General features: G+C 45.6%; 26 protein-coding genes and 1 riboswitch. Of the genes, 12 read left to right on the top strand and 14 right to left on the bottom strand.

Translation table 11 applies throughout. The annotated features are described in order from the left end of the window. Nucleotides 1-24 precede the first annotated feature (24 nt). On the bottom strand, nt 25-1,074 hold the full coding sequence (locus H2R00_RS20410) for a cytochrome d ubiquinol oxidase subunit II (protein ID WP_154995416.1): 1,050 nt from the start codon (nt 1,072-1,074) through the stop codon (nt 25-27). Nucleotides 1,075-1,105: 31 nt separating this feature from the next. After that, complete coding sequence (locus tag H2R00_RS20415) at nt 1,106-2,431, bottom strand: cytochrome ubiquinol oxidase subunit I (RefSeq protein WP_182070178.1); 1,326 nt, start codon at nt 2,429-2,431, stop codon at nt 1,106-1,108. A 192-nt stretch (nt 2,432-2,623) separates the two neighbouring features. Here H2R00_RS20415 and H2R00_RS20420 point away from each other — a divergent pair, with 192 nt between their 5' ends. Beyond that, on the top strand, nt 2,624-2,869 hold the full coding sequence (locus tag H2R00_RS20420; RefSeq protein WP_003184624.1) for a type B 50S ribosomal protein L31: 246 nt from the start codon (nt 2,624-2,626) through the stop codon (nt 2,867-2,869). 82 nt (nt 2,870-2,951) lie between these two features. Here H2R00_RS20420 and H2R00_RS20425 read toward each other — a convergent pair whose 3' ends face one another. Continuing rightward, nucleotides 2,952-3,983 (bottom strand): metal ABC transporter solute-binding protein, Zn/Mn family, encoded by a 1,032-nt coding sequence (locus H2R00_RS20425; RefSeq protein ID WP_182070179.1) that lies wholly within the window; start codon nt 3,981-3,983, stop codon nt 2,952-2,954. A 98-nt stretch (nt 3,984-4,081) separates the two neighbouring features. Next, nucleotides 4,082-5,263, bottom strand: coding sequence for a GTP-binding protein (locus H2R00_RS20430; RefSeq protein ID WP_182070180.1), 1,182 nt, complete (start codon nt 5,261-5,263; stop codon nt 4,082-4,084). Nucleotides 5,264-5,389: 126 nt separating this feature from the next. Between H2R00_RS20430 and H2R00_RS20435 the strand changes: the two genes are divergently transcribed. Further along, nucleotides 5,390-5,959 (top strand): beta-class carbonic anhydrase, encoded by a 570-nt coding sequence (locus H2R00_RS20435; RefSeq protein ID WP_154995396.1) that lies wholly within the window; start codon nt 5,390-5,392, stop codon nt 5,957-5,959. On the opposite strand, the gene yidD is transcribed toward H2R00_RS20435, so the two are convergent. Then, on the bottom strand, nt 5,956-6,183 hold the full coding sequence (gene yidD / locus H2R00_RS20440) for a membrane protein insertion efficiency factor YidD (protein ID WP_043926296.1): 228 nt from the start codon (nt 6,181-6,183) through the stop codon (nt 5,956-5,958). The two genes, H2R00_RS20435 and yidD, sit on opposite strands and share 4 nt — an antisense overlap. Nucleotides 6,184-6,320: 137 nt before the next feature. Here yidD and H2R00_RS20445 point away from each other — a divergent pair, with 137 nt between their 5' ends. Next, the gene (locus H2R00_RS20445) at nt 6,321-6,794 is read left to right on the top strand and encodes an S-ribosylhomocysteine lyase (protein WP_020452682.1); all 474 of its coding nucleotides are present in this window, start codon (nt 6,321-6,323) and stop codon (nt 6,792-6,794) included. A gap of 130 nt (nt 6,795-6,924) precedes the next feature. Beyond that, the gene (locus H2R00_RS20450; protein WP_043926294.1) at nt 6,925-7,368 is read left to right on the top strand and encodes a FixH family protein; all 444 of its coding nucleotides are present in this window, start codon (nt 6,925-6,927) and stop codon (nt 7,366-7,368) included. Here H2R00_RS20450 and ytzI read toward each other — a convergent pair. Further along, the gene (gene ytzI / locus H2R00_RS20455; RefSeq protein WP_076791033.1) at nt 7,362-7,505 is read right to left on the bottom strand and encodes a YtzI protein; all 144 of its coding nucleotides are present in this window, start codon (nt 7,503-7,505) and stop codon (nt 7,362-7,364) included. The two genes, H2R00_RS20450 and ytzI, sit on opposite strands and share 7 nt — an antisense overlap. A gap of 133 nt (nt 7,506-7,638) precedes the next feature. On the opposite strand from ytzI, the gene H2R00_RS20460 reads away from it, so the two are divergent. The 4 genes from H2R00_RS20460 to ytkD all read left to right on the top strand — a co-directional run bounded on the left by H2R00_RS20460 (nt 7,639) and on the right by ytkD (nt 9,654). Then, a complete protein-coding gene (locus H2R00_RS20460; RefSeq protein WP_154995400.1) occupies nt 7,639-8,076 on the top strand; it encodes a Dps family protein in 438 nt (145 codons plus the stop codon). Nucleotides 8,077-8,227: 151 nt separating this feature from the next. Then, nucleotides 8,228-8,632, top strand: coding sequence for a phage holin family protein (locus H2R00_RS20465; RefSeq protein WP_154995402.1), 405 nt, complete (start codon nt 8,228-8,230; stop codon nt 8,630-8,632). Nucleotides 8,633-8,679: 47 nt separating this feature from the next. Next, nucleotides 8,680-9,003 (top strand): hydrolase, encoded by a 324-nt coding sequence (locus H2R00_RS20470; protein WP_154995404.1) that lies wholly within the window; start codon nt 8,680-8,682, stop codon nt 9,001-9,003. Nucleotides 9,004-9,177: 174 nt separating this feature from the next. After that, nucleotides 9,178-9,654 (top strand): RNA deprotection pyrophosphohydrolase, encoded by a 477-nt coding sequence (ytkD, locus tag H2R00_RS20475; RefSeq protein ID WP_154995418.1) that lies wholly within the window; start codon nt 9,178-9,180, stop codon nt 9,652-9,654. Nucleotides 9,655-9,684: 30 nt separating this feature from the next. On the opposite strand, the gene H2R00_RS20480 is transcribed toward ytkD, so the two are convergent. The 3 genes from H2R00_RS20480 to H2R00_RS20490 are packed head-to-tail and all read right to left on the bottom strand — an operon-like array spanning nt 9,685 to nt 12,265. After that, nucleotides 9,685-10,509: an ABC transporter permease gene (locus H2R00_RS20480; RefSeq protein WP_154995406.1), complete on the bottom strand. Its 825-nt coding sequence runs from the start codon at nt 10,507-10,509 to the stop codon at nt 9,685-9,687. Further along, entirely contained in the window at nt 10,472-11,260 is a 789-nt protein-coding gene (locus H2R00_RS20485; RefSeq protein ID WP_154995408.1) for an ABC transporter ATP-binding protein, read from the bottom strand. The genes H2R00_RS20480 and H2R00_RS20485 overlap by 38 nt, the downstream gene beginning before the upstream one ends. 12 nt (nt 11,261-11,272) lie before the next feature. After that, nucleotides 11,273-12,265 (bottom strand): ABC transporter substrate-binding protein, encoded by a 993-nt coding sequence (locus H2R00_RS20490; RefSeq protein WP_154995410.1) that lies wholly within the window; start codon nt 12,263-12,265, stop codon nt 11,273-11,275. A gap of 107 nt (nt 12,266-12,372) precedes the next feature. On the opposite strand from H2R00_RS20490, the gene H2R00_RS20495 reads away from it, so the two are divergent. Next, nucleotides 12,373-13,173 (top strand): alpha/beta hydrolase family protein, encoded by an 801-nt coding sequence (locus tag H2R00_RS20495; protein ID WP_154995412.1) that lies wholly within the window; start codon nt 12,373-12,375, stop codon nt 13,171-13,173. Between the two features lie 24 nt (nt 13,174-13,197). After that, a complete protein-coding gene (locus tag H2R00_RS20500; protein WP_009329422.1) occupies nt 13,198-13,440 on the top strand; it encodes a DUF2584 domain-containing protein in 243 nt (80 codons plus the stop codon). A gap of 40 nt (nt 13,441-13,480) precedes the next feature. Here the strand turns inward: H2R00_RS20500 and H2R00_RS20505 are convergent, their stop codons facing one another. Further along, nucleotides 13,481-14,665 (bottom strand): dicarboxylate/amino acid:cation symporter, encoded by a 1,185-nt coding sequence (locus H2R00_RS20505; RefSeq protein WP_182070181.1) that lies wholly within the window; start codon nt 14,663-14,665, stop codon nt 13,481-13,483. Nucleotides 14,666-14,915: 250 nt separating this feature from the next. Further along, a complete protein-coding gene (gene pckA / locus H2R00_RS20510; RefSeq protein WP_182070182.1) occupies nt 14,916-16,499 on the bottom strand; it encodes a phosphoenolpyruvate carboxykinase (ATP) in 1,584 nt (527 codons plus the stop codon). Between the two features lie 194 nt (nt 16,500-16,693). After that, nucleotides 16,694-16,831, top strand: a riboswitch (SAM riboswitch). A 390-nt stretch (nt 16,832-17,221) separates the two neighbouring features. Between pckA and metK the strand changes: the two genes are divergently transcribed. Together metK and asnB are read left to right on the top strand one after the other, a co-directional pair. Continuing rightward, nucleotides 17,222-18,424 carry a methionine adenosyltransferase gene (gene metK / locus H2R00_RS20515; RefSeq protein ID WP_105980004.1) on the top strand — a complete coding sequence of 401 codons (1,203 nt, stop codon included), beginning with the start codon at nt 17,222-17,224 and terminating at the stop codon, nt 18,422-18,424. Nucleotides 18,425-18,574: 150 nt separating this feature from the next. Beyond that, on the top strand, nt 18,575-20,473 hold the full coding sequence (gene asnB / locus H2R00_RS20520; protein WP_182070183.1) for an asparagine synthase (glutamine-hydrolyzing): 1,899 nt from the start codon (nt 18,575-18,577) through the stop codon (nt 20,471-20,473). Nucleotides 20,474-20,515: 42 nt separating this feature from the next. Here asnB and H2R00_RS20525 read toward each other — a convergent pair whose 3' ends face one another. The 3 genes from H2R00_RS20525 to H2R00_RS20535 form a co-directional block, all read right to left on the bottom strand. Then, entirely contained in the window at nt 20,516-21,652 is a 1,137-nt protein-coding gene (locus H2R00_RS20525; RefSeq protein WP_154997158.1) for a glycosyltransferase family 4 protein, read from the bottom strand. Between the two features lie 58 nt (nt 21,653-21,710). After that, nucleotides 21,711-22,223, bottom strand: coding sequence for a phosphatase PAP2 family protein (locus H2R00_RS20530; protein ID WP_411802386.1), 513 nt, complete (start codon nt 22,221-22,223; stop codon nt 21,711-21,713). 185 nt (nt 22,224-22,408) lie between these two features. Further along, nucleotides 22,409-22,927 carry a gamma carbonic anhydrase gene (locus H2R00_RS20535; protein WP_182070184.1) on the bottom strand — a complete coding sequence of 173 codons (519 nt, stop codon included), beginning with the start codon at nt 22,925-22,927 and terminating at the stop codon, nt 22,409-22,411. Nucleotides 22,928-22,946: the final 19 nt, after the last annotated feature.

Here is a 22,946-nt window from a genome sequence, read left to right on the forward strand (position 1 = left end):
AAGTAGTACACATTTAGCTTAACCTTATTCATGCTGTTTGATGTACCGCTTGTCCTTCATGAACAATTTCCAGAAATAATAAAAGCCGGGGAATAAAATAATAAAACCGACAATGTAGGAGATGAACAGTGCCCTGAATGTCTCCGGTGCGGTGAAGCCCGATTGAATCGTAACATCAGGATAGACCATGTAAGGGAGGTGCGCTCTCCCGTACACATAGCTCGCCGTAAAATACTGCAGCGTAATGGCGATGACAGCCAGGCGCGGCTTTCCCAGCCGGTCGCTGTTATATCTGTTTGGCAGAAACAGTGCCGCAAATGCGACGAGAAACAGCAAAAACGATAAAATCAGCCATGGAAGCCCGTCCATCATTTTCGTATAAAGCCAGCTGGCTTCCGTCCTCATGGTCATCATGATGCTGAACGACATAAGCAATGCGAGCGGTCCGGTGATTAAAGCGTTTCGGCGGTAGACCTGATACGCGTCTTTTTCTCCGGCTACATTTGAAAAATCAGCCAGCAGTAATGAAGACAGAAACAGCGTGCTGAAAATGGCAAAGCCCATAAAAGAATAGGCATGGGGGCTTAAAAACAAATTGACAAAGTCCAAGTGGTGATTTCCGTCTACCTGATATACGAAGTTGCCGTGTGTCACGGGCAAGACAAGGATTAAAACAGCCGGAATGATAAAGCCGCTGATCCCTGAAACGTAAGTCAGCGCCCTTTCATAATCTTTTGCAGCGTGGGAAAAGACCAAAAATCCGCTTCGAATCGCCAAAAGCAACAAAATAATGCTGCCGGGAATCAAAAGCACCGTCCCCAGCACAAAAGTGCCGCCCGGGAAAAAGCTGAAAAGGGCTACGACGATTCCGACGATGAAAACATTGGTCACTTCCCAGGTCGGAGAAAGATAGCGGTTTGCTATATTGGTTGCTTTCAGCTGTTTTTTGTTCATATAAATCATCGACCAAAATCCCGCTCCAAAATCCATCGACGCCATCACGGCGTAGATAAATATAAATCCCCAGACGATCGAAATAGCCAGCAGGGCATCTGTTGTTCCATCCAGTTGCATCATATGACTTCCCTTCTGTTTTTTTGTGCAATCAGCTGCTTTTTAAATCCTCTTCGACAGGGTGGCGTTTAAAGTAATATTGCAATACGAACACCACCGCTGCTCCTAAAATGATATAGACGACAAAGAACAAAAGAAACAATATGCCGATCGAGCCGGAGGTCGTCACCACTTCTGACGTTTTCTGCATATGGTAAATGACCCAGGGCTGCCTTCCGGTGCAAGCGAACACCCAGCCCAGTTCGATTGCAAGCAAAGCGAGCGGGCCGCCGGTTATAAACACGGCCAGCATCCAGCGGGGAAAGCGGTCTTTTTTCATGACTTTCCTCCAAATAAAACCGACAGCGGCATAAACAATCAAAAGGCTGCCGATAAAAACCATGCCGTTAAACAAAGTATGAATGAAAAGAGGAGGCCACTCATCCCTTGGAAAGTCATTCAGCCCTTTCACGACGGTGTCAAAGCGGTTGTCGGCCAAAAAGCTTAAAGCCCAGGGAATCTCAATCGCCCATTTGACCGATTGCGTCTTTTCATCGGTAAATCCGCCGATCGCAAGAGGGGCATGGGACTGGGTTTCAAACAGGCCTTCTGCGCCGGCCAGTTTTTCAGGCTGGTAGCGGTGAAGAAGCTGTGCGGATTCGTGCCCGCTCAGAGCCGTGACCAGAGAAAACGCTCCTCCGACAATCAGCCCGAGCAGCAGCGCTTTTCTATGGAGGGCGTAGACTCTTTCATCACCGCGGTTTCGGAGCATTTTGTAGGCGGCTACCGTCGCAATAATAAACGCGCCCGTCATAAAAGCGGAGACGACAACGTGTCCTGCTGTGGCCACAAAGCTTTTGTTGAAGAACGCCGTCCACGGCTGAACATCGGTAATTTCACCGTTCACAATTTTGAAGCCTTCAGGCGTTCCCTGGAAAGCGTGCACATTTGTAATTAAAATGGCTGATGCGGCTGCTCCGATAACGATAAAAATGACAGCTGTAATTCTCATAAGAGGAGTCAGCCGATCGGCTGCGTACACATAAATGGACATAAATAAAGCCTCAATAAAAAAGGCGTAGATTTCAATTTGAAATGGGAGGGACATGACTTTTCCGATCACTTCCATGAATCCCGGCCAAAGCAGGGCAAGCTGCGTTCCGGCAATGGTTCCGGTCGGTATGGCGACCCCGAGCAACACGGCTTGTGCCTTCGTCCATCTTTTGGCCATAATGGCGTAGTGGGGATCTTTCGTTCTTTGATAGATCAGCTCGGCCAGCAAAATCATTAAAGGAATTCCGACACCAAGCGAGGCAAAAATAATATGGAACCCCATCGTTGTTCCGAAAAGGCTTCTTGCAAAAATCAAGTCGTTCATCCGGAAAACCACCTTTCATTTACACCATTTTGCTTTTTATTGTTTACCGCCTTTTTTAGATTATTCTTCCTGTGAGCGGTTAAAATGGATAAGGTGATCAAAACATGGCAAATGAACATTCATTTTTGACACAAGGATTTGAAAGGTATATAATAAAACGTAATTATTACGTTTTGTTAGGAGGAATGGCATATGAAACCAAATATTCATCCGAAAACTTATCAAGTGATCTTTCAGGATGTAAACAGCGGGTACCGTTTTTTAAGCCGCTCAACTAAAACTTCTGATGAGACGGCTGAGTGGGAAGACGGCAAGACATATCCCGTTATAAAAGTTGAGGTAAGTTCTGATACCCATCCGTTTTATACCGGAAGACAGAAATTCAATGAAAGAGGCGGAAGGGTCGAACAGTTCAAGAAAAGATTTAATATGGATTAAAATTAAAAAGGCCGGATGTTTCCGGTCTTTTTTCGTCCATATAAAAAAACAAGCGCATGAGGTGTCATGCGCTTGTTCTCTGTTATTTGTTTGATAAAGCTTTTTTCAAGACGGCCAGGTTTTCTTTCATGATGGTGGTATAGTCTTTGCCGTTTTCAATGTCTTCTTTTGATACAGATTCAAGGTTTTTCATCGTCAGGCTTTCGGCTCCGATTTCTTTTTTGATGATCTCGGAGATTTTGCTGCTGACATTGCTTTCAAAAATGACATATTTTATATCATGGTTTTTTGCCGTCTTAACAATGTTTTCAAGCTGCTTTTGTGAAGGTTCCTCTGTTGGCGAAAGTCCGAGCACGCTCATCTGTTTAATACCGTAGCGTTTTTCCCAGTAGCCGTAGGCGGCATGTGAGACGAGAATTTCTTTTTTATCAGCTTTGTCGACGGTTTGTTTAAAGTCTTTGTTAAGCTGCTCCAAATCTTTTTTTAGAGACTCATAGTTTTCCGTAAACGTTTTTTCGTGTTCCGGTTCTAATTTAACGAGTTGGTCTTTAATGTTTTCGGCCATTTTTTCAGCAAGGACAGGGTCAAGCCATACGTGCGGGTCATGATCTCCATGGTCGTGATGATGATCATGGCCTTCGGCTTCTCCGTGTTCATGTTCTTCTTCGTGAGCATGCTCATCGTGCTCACCGTGTTCTTCTTCATGTGCATGCTCATCATGTTCGCCTTCTTCTTCACGTGACAGAAGGTCAATGCCCTCTCCGGCTTTGACGATTTTGACGTCGCTGTTTTTTAATGTGCTTACAGCTTTGTCCGCGAATCCTTCCACACCGACTCCAGAGTATATAAAGGCGTCCGAGTCGGAAATCTCCGCCATCGTTTTTGAGCTTGGCTCGTAAGTGTGCGCTTCAACGTTTGGCGGGTAAACACTTTTAACGTTCACATAATCTCCGCCAATCTTTTTGGTGAAGTCTTCAAGCGGATAAATGGTTGTATAGACATCCAGCGTGTCTTTATTTTCTTTTTGTTCACCGGAAGTGCCATTGCTTGAACAACCCGCTGTTAATCCGGCAGCAAGAATGAATGCCGATGCTAATCCGAATGTTTTTTTCATGGTATTTCTCCTCTCAATGTAAAACTGAAATGGTTCCGATTTAATGGTCCTGTATCATTGTATCGTAATAATTACGATTTGAAAAGAGGAAATGATAGTTAAATATACTCAGGCAGTGAATCATGGAAGGCCGACCAGTCTGAATTCATTTCTTCATCTGTAAGAAGGGTCTGATCTAGGGAGCGGATCATGTCTTCCTGATTCATGTCGATCCCGATAAAAACGATTTCCGTTTTCCGGTCTCCATATGTTTCATCCCAGTCCGCTTTTAAATTGGGATCCTCTTCAAACGCGAGCTTTTGTTCTTCCTCGGGAGACGCTGCAATCCAGGGGCCTGCGCTTTGGATCATCAGTGAAGAGCCTGCCTGGGACAGAAGGCCAGCTGTGTCATTTCGAGAAGCAAGCCAGAAGAAGCCTTTTGCTCTAATAATTTGCGGCGGCCATTTTTCAAGCCAGCGCTTCAGTCTTTCAGGATGGAAAGGCCTTTGTTTTTGATAGACGAAGGAAGAGATTCCGAATTCCTCTGTTTCAGGTGTGTGCTCTTCATTCAGCTCTTTGATCCACCCTGCTGATTGACTTGCTTTTTCAAAATCGAACGATTTCGTATTTAGGATGGCCGAAAGCGGCACTTTTGCGAATGTCGAGGAAATGATTCTGCAGTCCGGATTCAGTTTTCTCAGGGACCAGAAAAGCTTTTCCTGCTCTTCTTTATTGAGTAAATCAGTTTTATTCAAAATGAGGACATCGGCAAATTCGATTTGCTCAATTAAAAGGTCGGCCACTTCCCGGCTGTCTGTTTCGTCTGCCGCCTGTTTCCGTTCCAAAAGGCTATCGCCCGAAGCGAAGTCCTCAAAAAAACGGCTGCCGTCGACGACGGTGACCATTGTATCAAGCCTGCAATATTTGCCTAAATCAATATCCAGCTCCTCATCTTTGTAAGTAAAGGTTTGGGCAACGGGAATCGGCTCGCTGATACCGGAAGATTCGATGAGAATATAATCGATTCCGCCGTTCTCCGCCAGCTTTTTGACTTCGATGAGCAGATCGTCTCTCAGCGTACAGCATATGCAGCCGTTCTGCATTTCGACAAGCTTTTCATCCGTGCGGATGAGGTCCCCTTTTTTCACCAGGGAGCCGTCGATATTAATTTCACTCATGTCATTGACGATCACGGCGATTTTTAAGCCATGCGCTTCATGCAGGATATGCTGCAGCAGCGTCGTTTTCCCGGATCCGAGATAGCCGCTTAAAACAGTGACCGGAATCAGATTTTGCTTCATGTTCTTCACCTTTCTTAAAACGTAATTGTTTCGATTTACACAAGGGAAATCTTACTTGACTTATGAAAAAAATACAAGAAATATGTTATATTTAGATATAAAAAGCGTTTAGAAAGGAAATGAGCCATGAAACTTTTGGACAATATTCTACAGTTCAATCAACAGTTTGTTGAGCGGCAGGACTATCAAAAATACCAAACAAGCAAGTTTCCTGATAAGAGAATGGTGATTCTGTCTTGCATGGACACAAGGCTTGTCGAGCTGCTTCCTCATGCCATGAATATGCGGAACGGAGACGTGAAGATCGTTAAGAGCGCGGGTGCACTCGTGGCTCATCCTTTCGGAAGTATAATGCGGAGCATTCTCGTTGCGGTATACGAACTGAACGCTGATGAAGTATGCGTGATCGGCCACCATGACTGCGGTATGAGCAAGCTGAGCTGCGACAGCTTTTTGGACAAAGTCGTCAAGCGCGGCATTCCAAAAGAACGGATTGAGACCCTTGAGTACTCCGGCGTCGATTTTGAACAATGGCTGAAAAGCTTTGATTCTGTAGAGGACAGCGTCAGGGACAGTGTAAGCGTTATTCGGAACCATCCGTTGATGCCGGAGGAAGTACCTGTTCACGGACTTGTCATCGATCCGGAAACAGGCAGACTGGATCTCATTGTCAACGGATATCCGGAAGAGCGTTAATCCTTTTGCTTTTTTTCCGGAACGGGATCTATTCCGCCGGGATGAAACGGATGGCATTTCAGAATCCGCTTGATGGTGAGCCATCCGCCTTTACATGCGCCGTGCTTTTCGATCGCTTCACGGCCGTAATTGGAGCATGTCGGATAAAAACGGCATGTCGGCGGAAGAGCCGGTGATATCCATTTTTGATAAAAGCGGATGAGCAGCAGGAATACGGTTTTCATGTTTTTCGCACCTTTTTTGTTTTGACCTTATTATAATATAAGCAAAAAACTCATAAAAAGGAAAAGCATTCACCTGAAAACTTATCGGTAAAGTATGATATAATAAAAAAAGACCGATTAGAGGGGAGAGAGGAACCATGCCTTCAGTTGAAAGTTTTGAACTTGACCATAATGCGGTAAAAGCGCCTTACGTCAGACACTGCGGCGTCCATAAAGTAGGATCGGACGGCGTCGTCAACAAGTTTGACATCCGCTTTTGCCAGCCGAATAAACAGGCGATGAAACCTGATACGATTCATACTTTGGAGCATCTTCTTGCATTTACGATCCGCACGTATGCGGAAAAATATGACCACTTTGATATTATCGACATTTCGCCGATGGGCTGCCAAACAGGCTATTACCTGGTGGTAAGCGGTGAACCGAAAGTGGAAGAAATCGTTGACTTGCTTGAGGATACGTTCAAAGAAGCTGTGGAAGTGACTGAAATTCCGGCGGCTAACGAAAAACAGTGCGGCCAGGCAAAGCTTCACGATCTTGAAGGCGCAAAGCGCATGATGCGTTTTTGGCTTTCGCAAAATAAAGAAGACCTGCTCAAAGTGTTTGGATAAAATGTTTGAAAAAACCGGCTCTCTTCTGAGCCGGTTTTCATTTTTTGTTCACAAAGAAAATAATGCCATTTATCCCTGAACTTTGCTACACTTTATATTGTAATACATATCATAGAAGAAGGGTGATAGGATGCGTTTGGGAAAATGGTTCATTCTCTTATGTTTAGCGGTCGGCCTTTCCGCCTGCAGCCAGGGGGACAAGCAGGCGGCATCGGATGAGGAGCCCCAAGTGCTGACGGCCAAACTGGCGGCGCCTGAAGCGGCGGCCAAAAATGAAAAGGCTGTCATAAAAGCGACCGTGCTCTATGGGGACGAGCCTGTTGCAGATGCCGATGAGGTGGAGTTTGAATGCTGGAAGGCGGGGAGCAAGGAAGATAGCGAGCTAATCAAAGCGAAGAATGAGGGTAAAGGCGTATACAGCATGGAAAAAGCGTTTCCTGAAGACGGCCATTACAAAGTCCAAGTCCATGTCACGGCGAAAAAACAGCATACAATGCCGGTTGCAGACATTAAAGTAGGGAAAGCAACGGATGTGACCGATGAAGATGAAAAAGAAGAAGCCCATCATCATTGATGAGGCTGTTCTTCTTCCCGCGACGGAAGGGGATCGACTTCATGCTTGTAGTCATAAGCTTTTGATGTTGTGACGAGCGATATTGCCAGAACGGCGCCGGTAATCAGAATTCCAACAATAATCCAAAAGAGGATCATTACTTACCTCCGAATAGTTTTTTCCAACAGTTTACCATATCAGGCAAAGAAAATCATGATAAAGAGTAAAAGAAATGTTTCCTGCACAAGCTAAACGGGTAAATCAAAAGTAAACGAAAAGGAGGACGATCTAATGTCTGAAAAATTGAAAGCAACCGTCAACAAACAAGTCGCGAACTGGACCGTTCTATATGTGAAGCTACATAATTATCATTGGTATGTGAAAGGGAAAGATTTCTTTACGCTGCATGCAAAATTTGAGGAGCTTTACACAGAAGCGGCAGAGCATATCGATGATTTGGCTGAACGCCTATTGGCGATACAGGGCTCCCCGGTCGGAACGATGAAGGAATGCCTGGAAATGTCCGCGATTAAAGAAGCGGACGGAAGCGAGTCTTCTGAACAAATGGTGCAAAACATTTATAATGACTTTTTAACGGTGGCTGAGGAGCTGAAAAGCGGAATGGAGCTTGCCGATGAAGTCAATGATGAAACGACGGGAGACATGCTGCTCGCGATTCATCAATCGATCGAAAAACACAACTGGATGCTGAAAGCCTACTTAGGGTAAGGAAAAGCTCGGGCAATGCCTGAGCTTTTTTGTATTTTCGTTCTTTTTAAAGCCTTTTTTAGAAATTGTCAAACAATTCATCCAAGCCTTTCAAAGTCTTTTTTCATAGGATAAGCTATGAAAAGTCTTTTTTGAAAGGATGTTGAAGCACATGTTTAAGGACTTAAGCATCTTTTCGCTCTTTACAATTGGTTTATCAGCCATCGGATTTTTGTTTGGCCGAATCGAATATTTATTTATGATCTTAATTACACTGATGGGAATTGAATTTGTCAGCAAAAGCTTGAACGAATGTGTGGAAGATCGCTTTACGATTAAGAGGCTGTTTACAAGGCTGGCAAGAAAATTGGTTACGCTCTTTCTGATATCCGTTGCCCACCTTTTTGATCAAATGCTGCAAACAGGCAGTTCGATCCGCGATTTTTCTATTATGTTTTATATTTTATATGAAGCGTTTCAAATCGTGAGCACGGCTCATTCGTTAGGAATCCCCGTGCCGCAGATGTTATTGGACATTTTAGATACCATAAAGGAAAAACTCCGGGGAAAGCCGTAACATTTTAACACAACTGGTCATACTAACACGAAAAAGGATGATTGGCTTTGGAAAAAAGGACGTACTATGTTTCGGTGCAAGATGGAATGATTTCGCAGAGCTCAGACGCCTCCCCGTGGGAATTTCAAATTTCGGCGACAGATGATGACATCATCATTTTAAGAGAATATTTTGATCAGCTGTATTCAGAAGACTGGATCAACTTTTTCAGAGCTCACGTGCCTGCAGTCGAATACCACAATGACAGTGCAAATGACAAAATGGACGAACTACGCAAAGACATTTACTCGATGCTTTACCGTCTGGGCAATGAAGAAACCAAGTCGTTTATCAGTGAAAACGGCCTTGCCGAACTCAATTCAGCTGATTAAACGAAGCCCGCAGCACAGAGTCACCCAGCCTTGCCGCCTTCTCACTCAAAATGGACACTGAAGTTCTGAGAGACAATAAAATTACTAAGCTGAACTGGACAAAAACTCTACCGAAAGAACCAATATATGATATGATGAGTGGAAGAAGCAAGGAAACGGATAAGAGGGATTATGATGTACGAATTTAAAGATTATTACCGTAATACGGTTCAGCTTTCTTTTGAGAAGGAACCTTTTTCAAAAGAACCAAAGCATGTATGGGTGATCTGCCGTTACGAGGATCAATGGCTGTTGACAAATCATAAGGACAGGGGCCGTGAATTCCCCGGCGGCAAAGTCGAACCAAGCGAAAATGCTGAGGAAGCGGCTTTGCGGGAAGTGAAGGAAGAAACAGGCGCTGTCGTAAGAAAGCTGACCTATCTCGGACAATATAAAGTTCTTGGCAGAGAGAAAGTGATCGTCAAAAATATTTATTTTGCCGATATCGAAAAGATCGAAAAACAGCCGACGTACTATGAGACGAATGGCCCTGTTTTGCTGAAGAGCCTCCCGAAGGATATCGCTAAAAACAGAAATTACAGTTTTATTATGAAAGATTCCGTCCTGACGATCAGTCTTGAAAAGCTGAAAAAGGCCGGCATCATCAAATAAAAAGCCCTGCATTTGCAGGGTTTTTTCATGTTATACTCTGCCTTTCATCCACTTCCTTTCCAACAGCTCGACACCCTGATACATCATCGTTGCGAAGACGGCGATGATCAGGAGGCTCAGCATGACAAGGTTGAAATTAAAGACTTGAAAGCCGTAGATGATCATATAGCCGAGGCCTTGAGCCGACACTAAAAATTCTCCTACGATGACACCGACCCAGCTCAAGCCGACGTTGACCTTCAGTGTAGATATGATCGTCGGAATGGAAGCGGGCAGTATGACTTCTTTGAAAATTTCGCGTTTCGTTGCACCGAATGTCTTCATGACTTTTAAATAGTTTTCATCGATTTCTTGAAAGGACGTGTAGACGACGATTGTCGTAATGATAACGCTGATGATGGCGCCCATTGCAATAATACTCGTCAAGCTCGGGCCGATCGCCACGATGAGAATAGGGCCCAGCGCCACTTTCGGCATCGCATTTAAGACGACAAGATACGGATCCAATATTTTAGAGAGCCTCGGGAACCACCATAAGAGGGCGGCCAGAAAAGTTCCAAGCAATGTTCCGGCCAGAAAGCCGAGGATGGTTTCAAATACGGTTACACCGATATGGCCCGGCAATGATCCGTCTCCAATCTTTTCGAGGAAAAGCGCCCAGACGGCTGAAGGAGAGCTGAAGATCAGCGGATCGATCCATCCTAGACGGCTTGCGGTTTCCCACAGCGAAAAGAAAACGATGAAAATCGCGATTTGAAAAAAGCGGACACGCCTTTTTTCGGCCTGCTGCTCCTTTAAATAAGCCTCATGAAGGAAGTCAACTTTTGGTTTCAGATGTTTGTTGTTCAAGGTCATTGAGCTCCTTCCATATGTTCTGAAAGAGGGGCTGAAATTCCGGTTCCTGCCTCGCTTCAAACGGTGTCAGCTTCCTGAGCGGTTCAGGAACGGCAAATGTTTTATGGATGGTGCCCGGCTGCTTTGAAAATAGCAGAATCCGGTCGCTCATCGCTATCGCTTCACCGATATCATGGGTCACGAGCACCGCTGTTTTTTGATACGTCTTTAACGTGTTGAACACTAAATCTTCGAGGTTCAATTTTGTCTGATAGTCAAGGGCTGAAAAAGGCTCATCAAGCAGAAGGATATCGGGGTCGACAGCGAGTGTGCGGGCAAGCGACGCCCTCTGTCTCATACCTCCTGAGAGCTCTTTTGGATACTTTTTTTCAACCTCGTAAAGCCCGAATTTTTTCAGCAGGCCGAGAGCGGCTTCCTTCGTTTCCGGTCCGAATTTTTTGGAAATGTGCAAACCGATTAAGACGTTTTCCTCAATTGTTTTCCAGGGAAATAAATAATCCTGCTGGAGCATATAACCGATGTGCCGATCCTTTTCTTCAGGTGTGCGCCCTTCAATCAAGACGCGTCCTTCCGTGGGGGAAACGATGCCGGCGATGATCGATAAAAGTGTTGTTTTGCCGCATCCGCTTGGGCCGAGAAACGAAACAAATTCGCCTTTTTCGACTTCAATGCTGACGTTTTCCAGCGCTGCTGTTTTTTCCTTCAATGAAAAGTAAGTATGTGTGACATCCTGAACTTGCAAAAAAGACACTGCGGCCACCTCCTAGTGATTTTTTGTGACCTTTTCGGCGATCTTTGTATTGACCAGCTCTTGATGAGGGGTGCGCTTCGGCAGCTCGCCGGCTTCATCCATGATGGTTTGAAGCTGGTTCCATTCTTTTTCATCCAAAACAGGATCAAGGGCAAAAGACCGTTGTTGTTTATATCGTTCGATTGAAGATTCAATGATTGAAAGCTCGGTATCTTTAAAATAATCTTGAACGCTTTCGGCTGCTTCTTTTGCAGAGTGCGTCTCCACCCACTGCTGCGCTTTAAAAACCGCGCGGGTGAACTTTTCGACCGCTTCTTCGTTTTTCGTTAAATAGCTTTGTTTGGCCATAAAAGTTGTATATGGAATTCGGCCCGATTCTTTTCCGAAGGAGGCGACAATGCGGCCGATGCCTTCTCTTTCAAAAATGGATGCCTGGGGTTCAAATAATTGAACATAATCACCTGTCCCAGATGCAAAGCTGTTTGCGATATTCGCGAAATCAATTGTTTGGACCAGGTTCACATCCTTTTTAGGATCGATGCCTTTCTGTTTCAGGACAAATTCGCCTGCCATCTGCGGCATTCCGCCTTTGCGCTGGCCAAGGAATGTTTTGTCTTTCAAATCATCCCAGCTGAAATGCCCCGAATCGTTCCTGGAGACGAGGAATGTTCCGTCCGTCTGGGTAAGCTGTGCAAAATTAATCACCGGATCGCTTGCACCCTGGGCATTCACGTATATCGACGTTTCCGAGCCGACAAGCGCAATATCGGCGCCGTTTGACAGAAGGGCAGTCATCGTTTTATCTCCGCCCCAGGTCGTTTTCAGTTCAACATCAAGGCCTTCTTCTTTAAAAAAACCTTCAGATAAGGCGATATATAAAGGCGTATAGAAAACGGAACGGGTCACTTCCGCCAGACGGATCTTTTCGGTCTTTTGTCCGCCGCATGAAGCGAGGATAAACAGCATCATGATGAAGGATAATATGGTAAAAAAGAAACGCTTCAAACCGATTTCCCTCCTTTGATTTCGGTTATTTTCGGCATAAAATAGTTTATGTTATATACTAAACAGGTGTGAGGGGCAGCTGCGGATTAAAAGAGGTGACGTGACGAATGTGGATAGAAAAAAGAAAATTTCCATCGCCGAACAAAGATGTGCGTCTGTTTTCCGTCACATACCTTTCACAAGGACTCAAGGTTAAGGGGCTCTTGGCCGAACCGGCCGCTCCCGGATATTATGACGGATTTTTGTATTTGCGCGGCGGAATTAAAAACGTCGGGATGGTCAGACCGGGCCGAATCGTCCAGTTCGCTTCACAGGGCTTTGTCGTTCTTGCTCCGTTTTACAGGGGCAATCAAGGAGGAGAAGGGGATGAAGACTTTGCAGGTGATGACCGGGAAGATGCTTTTGCCGCTTTTCGTCTTCTTCAGAAGCACGAACTTGTAAAGGACGGACGCGTTCACATTTTTGGCTTTTCCCGCGGCGGGATCATGGGGATCTTAACGGCAATCGAAATGAAAGATGCGGCCGCTTCGTTTGTGTCTTGGGGCGGTGTCAGCGATATGGTCATGACCTATCGCGAACGCAAAGATTTGCGGCGGATGATGAAGCGGGTCATCGGCGGGACGCCTGAAAAGGTTCCTGAAGCGTACGAATGGAGGACGCCTTTTGATGAACTGGAGAAGATTGAAGCGCCCGTGCTTTTGATCCACGGAGCTAACGATGAAAATGTCTCCATCGAGCATGCGCGGCGTCTTGAGCGCGAACTCCTGCAAAGAAACAAGTCTGTGGATACGTGGTATTTCAGTCAATACACCCACTATTTTCCTCCGCGCGAAAACAGGCGGATTGTAAGAGAATTGTCTCAATGGATGAAAAGCCGCCCTTGGACAAGTTATGGTAAACTAAAGTAAAAGAGAAAAGGAGGGGGACTTTAGGTGGGAATGCCAGTTGAATTTAACACGATGATTGTGACAAAAGGAAAAGAAACGCGGGTTGAGGAAAATGTATTTACACTCGAGAAAGAAGGTTATCGGGTTTACCCTCTTCATGTGCCGCTTGAAGTCAGAAAGACTAAGCGTGGCGACATTACCGGCACCGCGCAGGCGGAGCGCCTTGAATGGTCAGACGGACGGACTCATTTAACATACAGGCTCGTATCATTAAATTCGACGAATTAAAAAAAGCCAAGGCGCGGATAGCGTCCTTGGCTTTTCTTTATTATGCAGGCACATCTTCCTCTTTTCCGATTCCTTTTTTGGAAGTCAGCCTGTGAATCAGCATGGTGAGAGCTCCGTCTCCTGTAACGTTTGTTGCTGTACCCAAGCTGTCCTGAGCAAGGTAAAGAGCGATCATCAGTGATACGCTAGTTTCATTAAAACCGAGCATCGACTGCAACAATCCGGCCGCGGCCATGACGGCACCACCTGGTGCACCGGGCGCTGCGACCATTGTGACGCCAAGCATTAAAATGAACGGCATCATGATCGAAAAAGTCGGCGTTTGACCGTTTAGAATCATCACGCCCATTGCACAGCTTGTCAGTGTAATCGTGCTTCCTGACAAATGAATATTGGCGAGGAGCGGAACGGCGAAGTCAGCCACTTTTTGGCTTGCCCCCGTTTTTCTGACTTGCCTCAGCGTGACGGGAATCGTTGCCGCTGACGATTGTGTGCCGAGCGCGGTGAAGTATGCCGGTGCCACGATTTTCAACAGCGACAGCGGATTTCTGCCGTTTGCAGCACCCGCAACGGAGTACTGAATCAAGAGTATGACGAGGTGAAGCACGATGATCATCACGAAAACTTTTGCAAATACGGATAAAATCGTTTGCACCTGACCACCGAACGTCATATTGGTGAAAATACCGAAAATATGAACAGGCAGTAACGGAATAATAATATATGATATCAGCTTTTCAACGATCGTTTGAAATTCATCAAACGCGTTTTTCAATGTTTTTCCGGGCAGATAAGCGATTCCGATCCCCATGATGAAAGCAAAAATCAGTGCGCTCATCACGCTCATAAACGGCGTCATTTCAATGGTGAAAAATCCTGCTTGCAGAACTTCTTCCGGATTTTTAAACTCCTGCAGCTGATGGCCGGAAATGATCGCGGGAAGAAGATTTGAACCGACAAGGTACGCCAGGAGGCCGGCAAAAATGGTTGACGTGTAGGCGATACCTGCTGTAATGCCAAGGATTTTTCCGGCGCCGCGGCCGATTTGTCCGATGCCGGGAATAATAAAAGCGATAATAATAAAAGGAATGACGAATTTAATGAAGCTTCCAAAAATATCATTGAAAGTAGCTGCCGTTTTGACGAACCAAAGCGGAGCAAAGCTTCCGACGATAACACCAAGAATAATTGCCGTAATGATCCTCGGCAGTAATCCAAATTTCATAGATGTGTCCTCCTGATATATACAAATGTTTTTATAATATTATCATATGAAAGATTTCTTTTGTTAAAAATAAAAAAAGTCTGTATTTTCAAATAATAATGTTTGTGAATTGGGAGCGCTTTATCATAGGCTGTGCTTGACTGTCATCTTGATCATTGCCCAGGAAATGGCATCGGTCGTTGATAGGAGAAGAGGATTTTTGATAAACTGCAGCAGCGCAGGTCTTCTGCGCTGCTGCAAGCGGGCTGAATTATACGAGCGGTCCTCCGGCTTTTTCGATGTTTTCGGTATTGGAGAACTTTTTGAAATTCTTTTTGAATGCATTTGCCAGGTGAATCGCTTTTTCCTCGTATTCGTTTTCATCTGCCCAAGTTTTGGCCGGATCAAGCACTTGATCAGGCACACCCGGAACGTGGACCGGTGAATGAAGTCCGAAAATGCGGTCAGTCCTCATTTCGGCGTTATCCAGTTCTCCTTCTATCGCGGCCTGAACCATCGCTCTCGTATAAGCAAGGCTCATTCTTTCCCCGGTTCCGTATCCGCCGCCGGTCCAGCCTGTATTGACGAGAAAAACGCTGACGCCGTGTTCATCGATTTTTCTTCCGAGCATTTCAGCGTACACGTGTGCCGGAAGCGGGAGGAACGGTGAACCGAAGCAGGTCGAGAATGTAGCTTCAGGAGTGGTGATTCCGCGTTCGGTGCCGGCGAGCTTGCTTGTATATCCGCTCAGGAAATGATACATGGCTTGTTCTTTCGTTAACTTGCTGATCGGAGGAAGCACGCCGAAAGCATCTGCCGTCAGAAATACGATGGTCTGCGGGTGTGCGGCGATGCTCGGCTTGACGATGTTGTCAATCGCGTCAATCGGGTAAGCCGCTCTCGTGTTTTCCGTATAGAATGTGTCGGAATAGTCCGGCTTTCCGGTTCTGCTGTCGACAACGACATTTTCGAGAACGGAACCGAAGCGGATCGCATTGTAAATCTGCGGTTCTTTTTCTTCGCTTAAGTTAATGCACTTGGCGTAGCAGCCTCCTTCAATGTTGAAAACGCCTGTGCTGGACCAGCCGTGTTCGTCGTCACCGATCAGCTTCCGCTTCGGATCGGCGGAAAGCGTCGTTTTGCCTGTACCTGACAATCCGAAGAAGAGAGCTGTTCCGCCTTCCTCGCCAATGTTTGCCGAACAGTGCATCGGTAAAATGTTTTGTTCAGGAAGAAGATAATTCATAATAGAAAAAATCGATTTTTTCATCTCTCCGGCATATTCGGTGCCTCCGATTAAGATCGTACGCTTCTCAAACGACACGATGATAAACGTTTCAGATCGAGTCCCGTCAACGAGCGGATCGGCTTTGAAATGCGGAGCGGAAAGAATCGTAAACGGCTGTTCTTCAGGTTTTTTATCATGTTCTTCAGGTCTGATGAACAACTGTCTTGCAAACAGGTTGTGCCAGGCGAACTCGTTAACAACTGTAATCGGAAGCCGGTATTTTTCGTCTGCTCCTGCAAACCCTTCAAATACATACAATTCATCGCGTTCCTTTAAATAGCTGAGCACTTTTGTGTGCAGCCGGTCAAAGGCGGCTTCTGAAATCGGCTGATTCACCGCGCCCCAATCGATTTTGTCCTTTGTGCTCGCTTCTTCCACAATGAATTTGTCCTTTGGCGAGCGGCCGGTGTATGTACCGGTTGTTGCCCGCACGGCTCCGGAAGATGTCAAGACTCCTTCTTTGCGCTCAAGAACTTTTTCAACCAAAAGGGGAACGGATAAGTTCAGCTGAACGTTTTTGCCCGTTAATAACGTTTGTAAGTCAGTTGTTAAATCTACAGAATTCATAAAAAACCTTCCTTTGCATGTTTTTTAATGTGTATAACATTAATGTAGAATTAGTATAACACATTTACTCTTATAGTCTATACCGTTTCTTCATTTTTCGTTCGGGTTTTTTCTCGAAGGACAAGTTCAAATTTATTTCGGCCGATATTGACATTACAAGCCATTTTAAGATAAGATATTTCATTGAGCGGATACTCTTATCCCGAGCTGGTGGAGGGACAGGCCCAATGAAACCCAGCAACCGGTTTCTCTTATTAATGGAAAAAAACAGTTTCTGAGACAACTACGGTGCTAACCTGATGCAAGGTGTTCAATACCTTGAGCGATAAGAGTGAAAGGCACGCAATACCAGACCCTTTCCTCAGCGAATAGGAAAAGGTTTTTTTATTGCATAAATCGATATACAAAAATTGCTAAAAAAACTGCCTTCAGGAGGAAGGTACTCGGCGTTTTTCACAGGATGTGAAAGGTTTTAGCCGAGTATCAAGCAGGAGGAAGGTACTGGGCGTTTTTCACAGGACGTGAAAGGTCTAGCCGGGCAACCAGTCAGGAAAAATTCTGCTAAGGGGAATTTCGACTCAGAATCTCGTCAAGAATAGCATATGGAAATTGTTTCAAAACGAGAGCGTATGAAGCCCGAGTATCGTCATATAATCAAGAGGGACGAGATCCGTATCATACTTAAGATCACGGCTGATCTTCATATACAGGAGGAAACATAAATGAGCAAAAACCGTCGGTTATTTACATCAGAGTCAGTTACGGAGGGACATCCGGACAAAATTTGCGACCAGATTTCGGATAGTATATTAGACGAAATTTTAAAGAAAGATCCGAATGCCCGCGTTGCCTGTGAAACATCTGTGACAACCGGATTGGTGCTGGTAAGCGGTGAAATCACGACGTCCACATACGTCGATATTCCAAAAACAGTCCGCGAAACGATTAAAGAAATTGGCTACACACGTGCAAAATACGGTTTTGATGCCGAAACTTGCGCGGTCTTAACGTCTATAGATGAACAGTCTCCAGACATTGCAATGGGAGTCGACCAGGCTCTTGAAGCGCGTGAAGGAGCAATGAGCGACGCTGAAATTGAAGCGATCGGAGCCGGAGACCAAGGTTTAATGTTCGGTTTTGCCTGCAACGAAACAAAGGAACTTATGCCTCTGCCGATTTCGCTTGCTCACAAATTGTCTCGCCGTTTGACAGAAGTGCGTAAAGAGGAAATTCTGCCGTACCTGCGTCCGGACGGAAAGACACAGGTAACTGTTGAGTATGATGAGAATAACAAGCCGATTCGCATCGATACAATTGTCATTTCGACTCAGCATCATCCTGAGATTTCGCTTGAACAAATTCAGCGCAATCTGAAAGAGCACGTCATCAATCCGGTAGTGCCAAAAGAGCTGATCGATGAAAACACGAAGTACTTCATTAATCCTACGGGCCGTTTTGTTATCGGAGGACCGCAGGGGGATGCTGGTTTAACAGGACGCAAAATCATCGTTGACACCTATGGCGGATATGCCCGTCACGGCGGCGGAGCGTTTTCCGGTAAGGATGCGACAAAGGTTGATAGATCTGCAGCTTATGCTGCGAGATATGTTGCGAAAAATATCGTCGCCGCAGGTCTTGCTGATTCCTGTGAAGTGCAGCTTGCCTACGCGATCGGTGTCGCACAACCGGTGTCCATTTCAATCGATACATTCGGTACAGGCAAAGCGAGTGAAGAAACATTGATCGAAGTGGTTCGCAAAAACTTTGATCTAAGACCTGCCGGCATTATTAAAATGCTCGATCTTCGCCGTCCGATTTACAAACAAACGGCAGCTTACGGACATTTCGGCCGCCTCGATCTTGATCTGCCTTGGGAGCGCACAGACAAAGCAGAGCAGCTGAAGAAAGATGCATTAGGAGAATAACAATAACAACCGCATAGCCGCTTTATTAAGCGGCTTTGTTTTTCGATGGCAAAAAGCGGGCGGATGTGAAACGTTTTTCTTTAAACACTTGTCTAATCAAGAAGCAGACTTTGATTTCTGCACGAAATTTAAAAAATCGGAGGCAATACTATGTGTGGATTTGTAGGGGTATTCAATCATCGCCCATCATCCGAGACAGCAGCCCAGGAAGAACTGATTAAACAAATGAATGAAATGATTGTACACCGCGGTCCGGACGATGATGGGTACTATCATGATGAGCATGTAGGCTTCGGATTTAGAAGGCTCAGCATCATCGATGTGGAAAACGGAGGACAGCCTCTGTCTTATGAAGATGATTCCTACTGGATTATTTTTAATGGAGAAATCTATAACTATATAGAACTGAAAGACGAACTTCTTTCAAAAGGATACGAGTTCAAAACCGATTCAGATACGGAAGTTTTACTTGCGACTTACCGCCACTACAAACAGGAAGCCGCTTCCAAGCTGCGCGGAATGTTTGCTTTTTTAATCTGGGACAAAAAAGAACAGCTCCTATACGGAGCGCGCGATCCGTTCGGCATTAAGCCGCTCTATTTTACGAAAACGGACGGCCACGTTTATTTTGCATCAGAAAGAAAAAGCCTGATGGCTGTCGATGCTGACTTGGAATTGAATGAAAAAGCGCTGCAGCAGTATACATCGTTCCAATTTGTACCGGAGCCTAAGACGCTTGACAAAAAGGTGCAAAAAGTAGAACCGGGCCATCAGTTTACCGTCCGCCCGGGCCAGGATATTCAATTTAAAACATACTGGAAAGTTCAATTCAAGCCGGTTCAGACCGAAGAAGACAAGCTTGTTCAGGAAGTAAGAGACGCGATTTTTGATTCCGTAAAAGTCCACATGCGGAGCGATGTGCCTGTAGGTTCCTTCCTTTCCGGAGGCATTGACTCTTCCTTTATCGTGTCTGTGGCGAAGCAATTCCATCCGAACTTAAAGACGTTCTCTGTCGGCTTTGAACATGAAGGCTTCAGCGAAGTTGACGTTGCGAAAGAAACCGCTGATAAGGTCGGCGTGGAAAACTTCAGCGCGATCATTTCGCCTGAAGAATATATGAACGAGCTTCCAAAGATCGTCTGGCATCTGGATGATCCTCTGGCAGATCCTGCTGCGATTCCTTTGTATTTTGTCGCGAAGGAAGCGAAGAAGCAAGTTACGGTTGTTTTATCCGGAGAAGGGGCAGATGAGCTGTTCGGCGGTTACAATATTTACCGAGAGCCGCTTTCATTAAAGCCGTTTGAGCGAATCCCGTCCCCGCTGAAAAAGATGCTTCTTCGAGTAGCTTCAGCGATGCCGGAAGGAATGAAAGGGAAAAGCTTTTTAATGAGGGGCTGTACACCTCTTGAAGAGAGATATATCGGTAACGCAAAGATTTTTGAAGAAGGCATGAAATCAAAACTTCTTCGCCAGTATGACAGCAACCTCTCTTACTGTGACGTGACAAAGCCGTATTTTGAAGAAAGCAAGTCCTACAGCGAAATCAACAAAATGCAGTATGTCGATATCCACACATGGCTGCGCGGCGACATTTTGCTGAAGGCCGACAAAATGACGATGGCCAACTCACTGGAACTCCGCGTTCCGTTTTTGGACAAAGTCGTATTTGAAGCGGCTTCCAAAATTCCGGAAGAGCTGAAAACGAAAAACGGCACGACAAAATATCTGCTTAGAAAAGCGGCGGAAGGCATCGTTCCAGATCATGTCTTAAATCGCAAAAAGCTAGGGTTCCCTGTGCCGATCCGCCACTGGCTGAAAAACGAAATGCATGACTGGGCCGTGAACATCATTAAAGAGAGCGAGACAGACGCATATATCCATAAAGATTACGTGCTTCAGCTTCTTGAAGATCACTGCGCCAATAAAGCGGATAACAGCCGCAAAATCTGGACGGTTCTCATCTTTATGATCTGGCACAGCATTTTTGTTGAAAAACGCTTTGTACCGGAAGAACTGAACCATCAGCCAAAAGAGGTCATTATTGTTTAAGCAAAAAAAGAAGGTTTTCGATTAACCGAAAACCTTCTTTTTTTATGCCGGTTTTTCTGCTGATAAATCTGCAACCACACTTTCACATTCGGAGAGGAGATTGTCAAAAATCACATCCCACGACTGGGTAAGGGCATAGCTTCTCGCATCGTATGCCATCCGTTTTTTTAACGACGGGTTGGAGAGGACGCGCAATATATTTGCGGTGAATACTTCCGGATTTCTAGGTTCGGAAAGAAAACCGTTTCTTCCGTTTTGTATAAAGTCTTTCAGGCCGCCGGAATCTGCCCCGATAACAGGCGTCCCGCAGGCGAGCGCTTCAAGGGCGGAATTTCCGAAGGTTTCCGTCGGAGAAGGAAAGACGAACAAATCTGAGCTCGCATAGATGCTTGCCAGCTCTTCTCCTTTGACATAGCCGGCAAAAGTCATGTTGAGGGGAGCTCGCTTCTCAAGCTCTTTCTTTAATGGGCCGTCTCCGGCGATCAGCCAGTGGACGTCATCTTTCAAAGCGGGGTGACTTGCGATCTTGAGCAGCGTCTCCAAGTCTTTTTCAGGTGCCAGCCTTCCGACATAGCTGAGGATGTAGGTTTCCTTTATGCCGTATCGCTTTCGGATGTGTTCGGTTTGATACGCCGGACTGAACAGCGAGCAGTCCACGCCGCGCTTCCAGATGGAGAGGTTCCTGAATTGTTTGGCCTTGAGCTGCATGAACGTTTCGCGCGAAGGTACGAAAACTTTTCGAAAATCTTTATGAAACCAGTGCATATATTTCCATAATAGTTTGGAAAACATTTGAAGATCATAATATGAAAGGTACTGGTCAAAATCGGTATGGTAAGAGCCTACGACGGGGATGTTCCATTTCTTCGCAAGCTTGAGCCCCGCCAGGCCGATATTAAAAGGAGTCGCGATGTGAATGAGATCGGGATGGAATTCGCGGAGTTCTGATTTCATTTTGATGAGATTAGGAAGAGCGATTCTGCACTCGGGGTATAAGAAGAACGGCATGCTCGTAAAACGGCGGATGCGGCTCGAAAATTGTGTTTCATGCGTGCTTTCCGGCGCAAATACTTTATAGGGAATCCCGTTTTTTTCAAGATAATCCGTATACCTTTTCAGCGTTCTGGCGCAGCCGTTCACATCTGGTGTGAACGTGTCCGTAAATATCGCAATTTTCATCGTTTCCCCTCCTGTTGGTGATGTAAAAATCAATGACGCTTTGGAAGAAACGGCCGGCTTAGAAGATCATCGCCGACAAAGTTCCGACTGAAATTCCGAGGGCCGTGCCTGCCAGAACATCCGAAGGATAATGAAGACCGAGATAAATTCTGGAGAGCCCCACACTGATGCCTACCGGAATTAATAAAAGCGCGAGTATCGGAAAGAATATCATTAGCGGTGTAATGACAGAAAATACCGCGGTCGTATGGCCGGATGGAAAAGAATGATCTTTGAGCGGATTTTGCAAAACCTGTGTTTCCTTTAGCGTTAAATACGGCCGCTTTCTCGGATACAGCTTTTTGATCAGCATGACTTGAAGGTGGCTGACCAAAAGTGCAAGGGCGCTGGCGATCCCTGCTGTACGAACATTTCCAGATCCGAACAGCAAGAGAGACAGGCAGGCGGAAATCGTGCAGCAAGCTCCTCCCAAATGAGTTGAGGAACGAAAATAACGGTTTAGTGTTTTTTGGTGAAATAAGCTGTTCATACCGAGGAAAATCCGGCATTCAAAGTTGTAGATGCCGACCATCAGTTTATTCAAATGTCATAACCCCCTTTACATGAATGGCTGCTACATGTTTATTGTAAAAAATGAATGTTTAGCAAATGATAAGTATTTGTAAAGATCCGGAAAAGAAAAAAGCCGCAGACGCGTGCGGCCGAAAAGGTTATTGCTTAAATTATCGGTGGAAAAATGGTAAAGTTGTAGCAAAGCTAATCTTTTTTTTGCAAGGATTTGTAGTATTGTCCTTTTTCAATATATTCTTTGCGAATTCTTTCCATTTCCTGTTTATCTTTGTCGGTTAACGGGCGGATGACTTTAGCGGGCCTGCCGAATGCGAGGTGCCCGGGCGGGATCTTTTTGCCAGGCGGGACAAGGCTGCCTGCCCCGATAAAAGCGCCTTCCCCGATTTCCGCTTCGTCAAGAATAACCGACCCCATTCCGATAAGGGCATGCTTTCGAATTACGGAGCTGTGCAATGTAACCTGATGGCCTACCGTCACACCGTCTTCAATCACGAGAGGGCGTTCAGGGCTTTGGTGCAGACAGGAAAGGTCTTGAATGTTCACGCCTTTTCCAATTCTGACCGGGGCGACATCGCCGCGGATAACAGAAGAGAACCAGATGCTTGATCGCTCTCCGATTGTTACATCTCCGGTGATGACCGCGTTGTCGGCGATAAACGCCGTTTCATGAATAACGGGTTGCGTTTTTTTATAAGGGTAGATCATAGGTTTCATCCTTTCATTT

The sequence above is a fragment of the Bacillus haynesii genome (genome assembly GCF_014042035.1).
Taxonomy (GTDB): domain Bacteria; phylum Bacillota; class Bacilli; order Bacillales; family Bacillaceae; genus Bacillus; species Bacillus haynesii.

Bases quoted from the DNA above. Each gene is read 5' to 3' on its own strand.
- H2R00_RS20410 (WP_154995416.1), bottom strand. From the start codon at position 1,074: ATGCAACTGGATGGAACAACAGATGCCCTGCTGGCTATTTCGATCGTC.
- H2R00_RS20415 (WP_182070178.1), bottom strand. From the start codon at position 2,431: ATGAACGACTTGATTTTTGCAAGAAGCCTTTTCGGAACAACGATGGGG.
- H2R00_RS20420 (WP_003184624.1), top strand. From the start codon at position 2,624: ATGAAACCAAATATTCATCCGAAAACTTATCAAGTGATCTTTCAGGAT.
- H2R00_RS20425 (WP_182070179.1), bottom strand. From the start codon at position 3,983: ATGAAAAAAACATTCGGATTAGCATCGGCATTCATTCTTGCTGCCGGA.
- H2R00_RS20430 (WP_182070180.1), bottom strand. From the start codon at position 5,263: ATGAAGCAAAATCTGATTCCGGTCACTGTTTTAAGCGGCTATCTCGGA.
- H2R00_RS20435 (WP_154995396.1), top strand. From the start codon at position 5,390: ATGAAACTTTTGGACAATATTCTACAGTTCAATCAACAGTTTGTTGAG.
- yidD (WP_043926296.1), bottom strand. From the start codon at position 6,183: ATGAAAACCGTATTCCTGCTGCTCATCCGCTTTTATCAAAAATGGATA.
- H2R00_RS20445 (WP_020452682.1), top strand. From the start codon at position 6,321: ATGCCTTCAGTTGAAAGTTTTGAACTTGACCATAATGCGGTAAAAGCG.
- H2R00_RS20450 (WP_043926294.1), top strand. From the start codon at position 6,925: ATGCGTTTGGGAAAATGGTTCATTCTCTTATGTTTAGCGGTCGGCCTT.
- ytzI (WP_076791033.1), bottom strand. From the start codon at position 7,505: ATGATCCTCTTTTGGATTATTGTTGGAATTCTGATTACCGGCGCCGTT.
- H2R00_RS20460 (WP_154995400.1), top strand. From the start codon at position 7,639: ATGTCTGAAAAATTGAAAGCAACCGTCAACAAACAAGTCGCGAACTGG.
- H2R00_RS20465 (WP_154995402.1), top strand. From the start codon at position 8,228: ATGTTTAAGGACTTAAGCATCTTTTCGCTCTTTACAATTGGTTTATCA.
- ytkD (WP_154995418.1), top strand. From the start codon at position 9,178: ATGTACGAATTTAAAGATTATTACCGTAATACGGTTCAGCTTTCTTTT.
- H2R00_RS20480 (WP_154995406.1), bottom strand. From the start codon at position 10,509: ATGACCTTGAACAACAAACATCTGAAACCAAAAGTTGACTTCCTTCAT.
- H2R00_RS20495 (WP_154995412.1), top strand. From the start codon at position 12,373: ATGTGGATAGAAAAAAGAAAATTTCCATCGCCGAACAAAGATGTGCGT.
- H2R00_RS20505 (WP_182070181.1), bottom strand. From the start codon at position 14,665: ATGAAATTTGGATTACTGCCGAGGATCATTACGGCAATTATTCTTGGT.
- pckA (WP_182070182.1), bottom strand. From the start codon at position 16,499: ATGAATTCTGTAGATTTAACAACTGACTTACAAACGTTATTAACGGGC.
- metK (WP_105980004.1), top strand. From the start codon at position 17,222: ATGAGCAAAAACCGTCGGTTATTTACATCAGAGTCAGTTACGGAGGGA.
- asnB (WP_182070183.1), top strand. From the start codon at position 18,575: ATGTGTGGATTTGTAGGGGTATTCAATCATCGCCCATCATCCGAGACA.
- H2R00_RS20525 (WP_154997158.1), bottom strand. From the start codon at position 21,652: ATGAAAATTGCGATATTTACGGACACGTTCACACCAGATGTGAACGGC.
- H2R00_RS20530 (WP_411802386.1), bottom strand. From the start codon at position 22,223: ATGGTCGGCATCTACAACTTTGAATGCCGGATTTTCCTCGGTATGAAC.
- H2R00_RS20535 (WP_182070184.1), bottom strand. From the start codon at position 22,927: ATGATCTACCCTTATAAAAAAACGCAACCCGTTATTCATGAAACGGCG.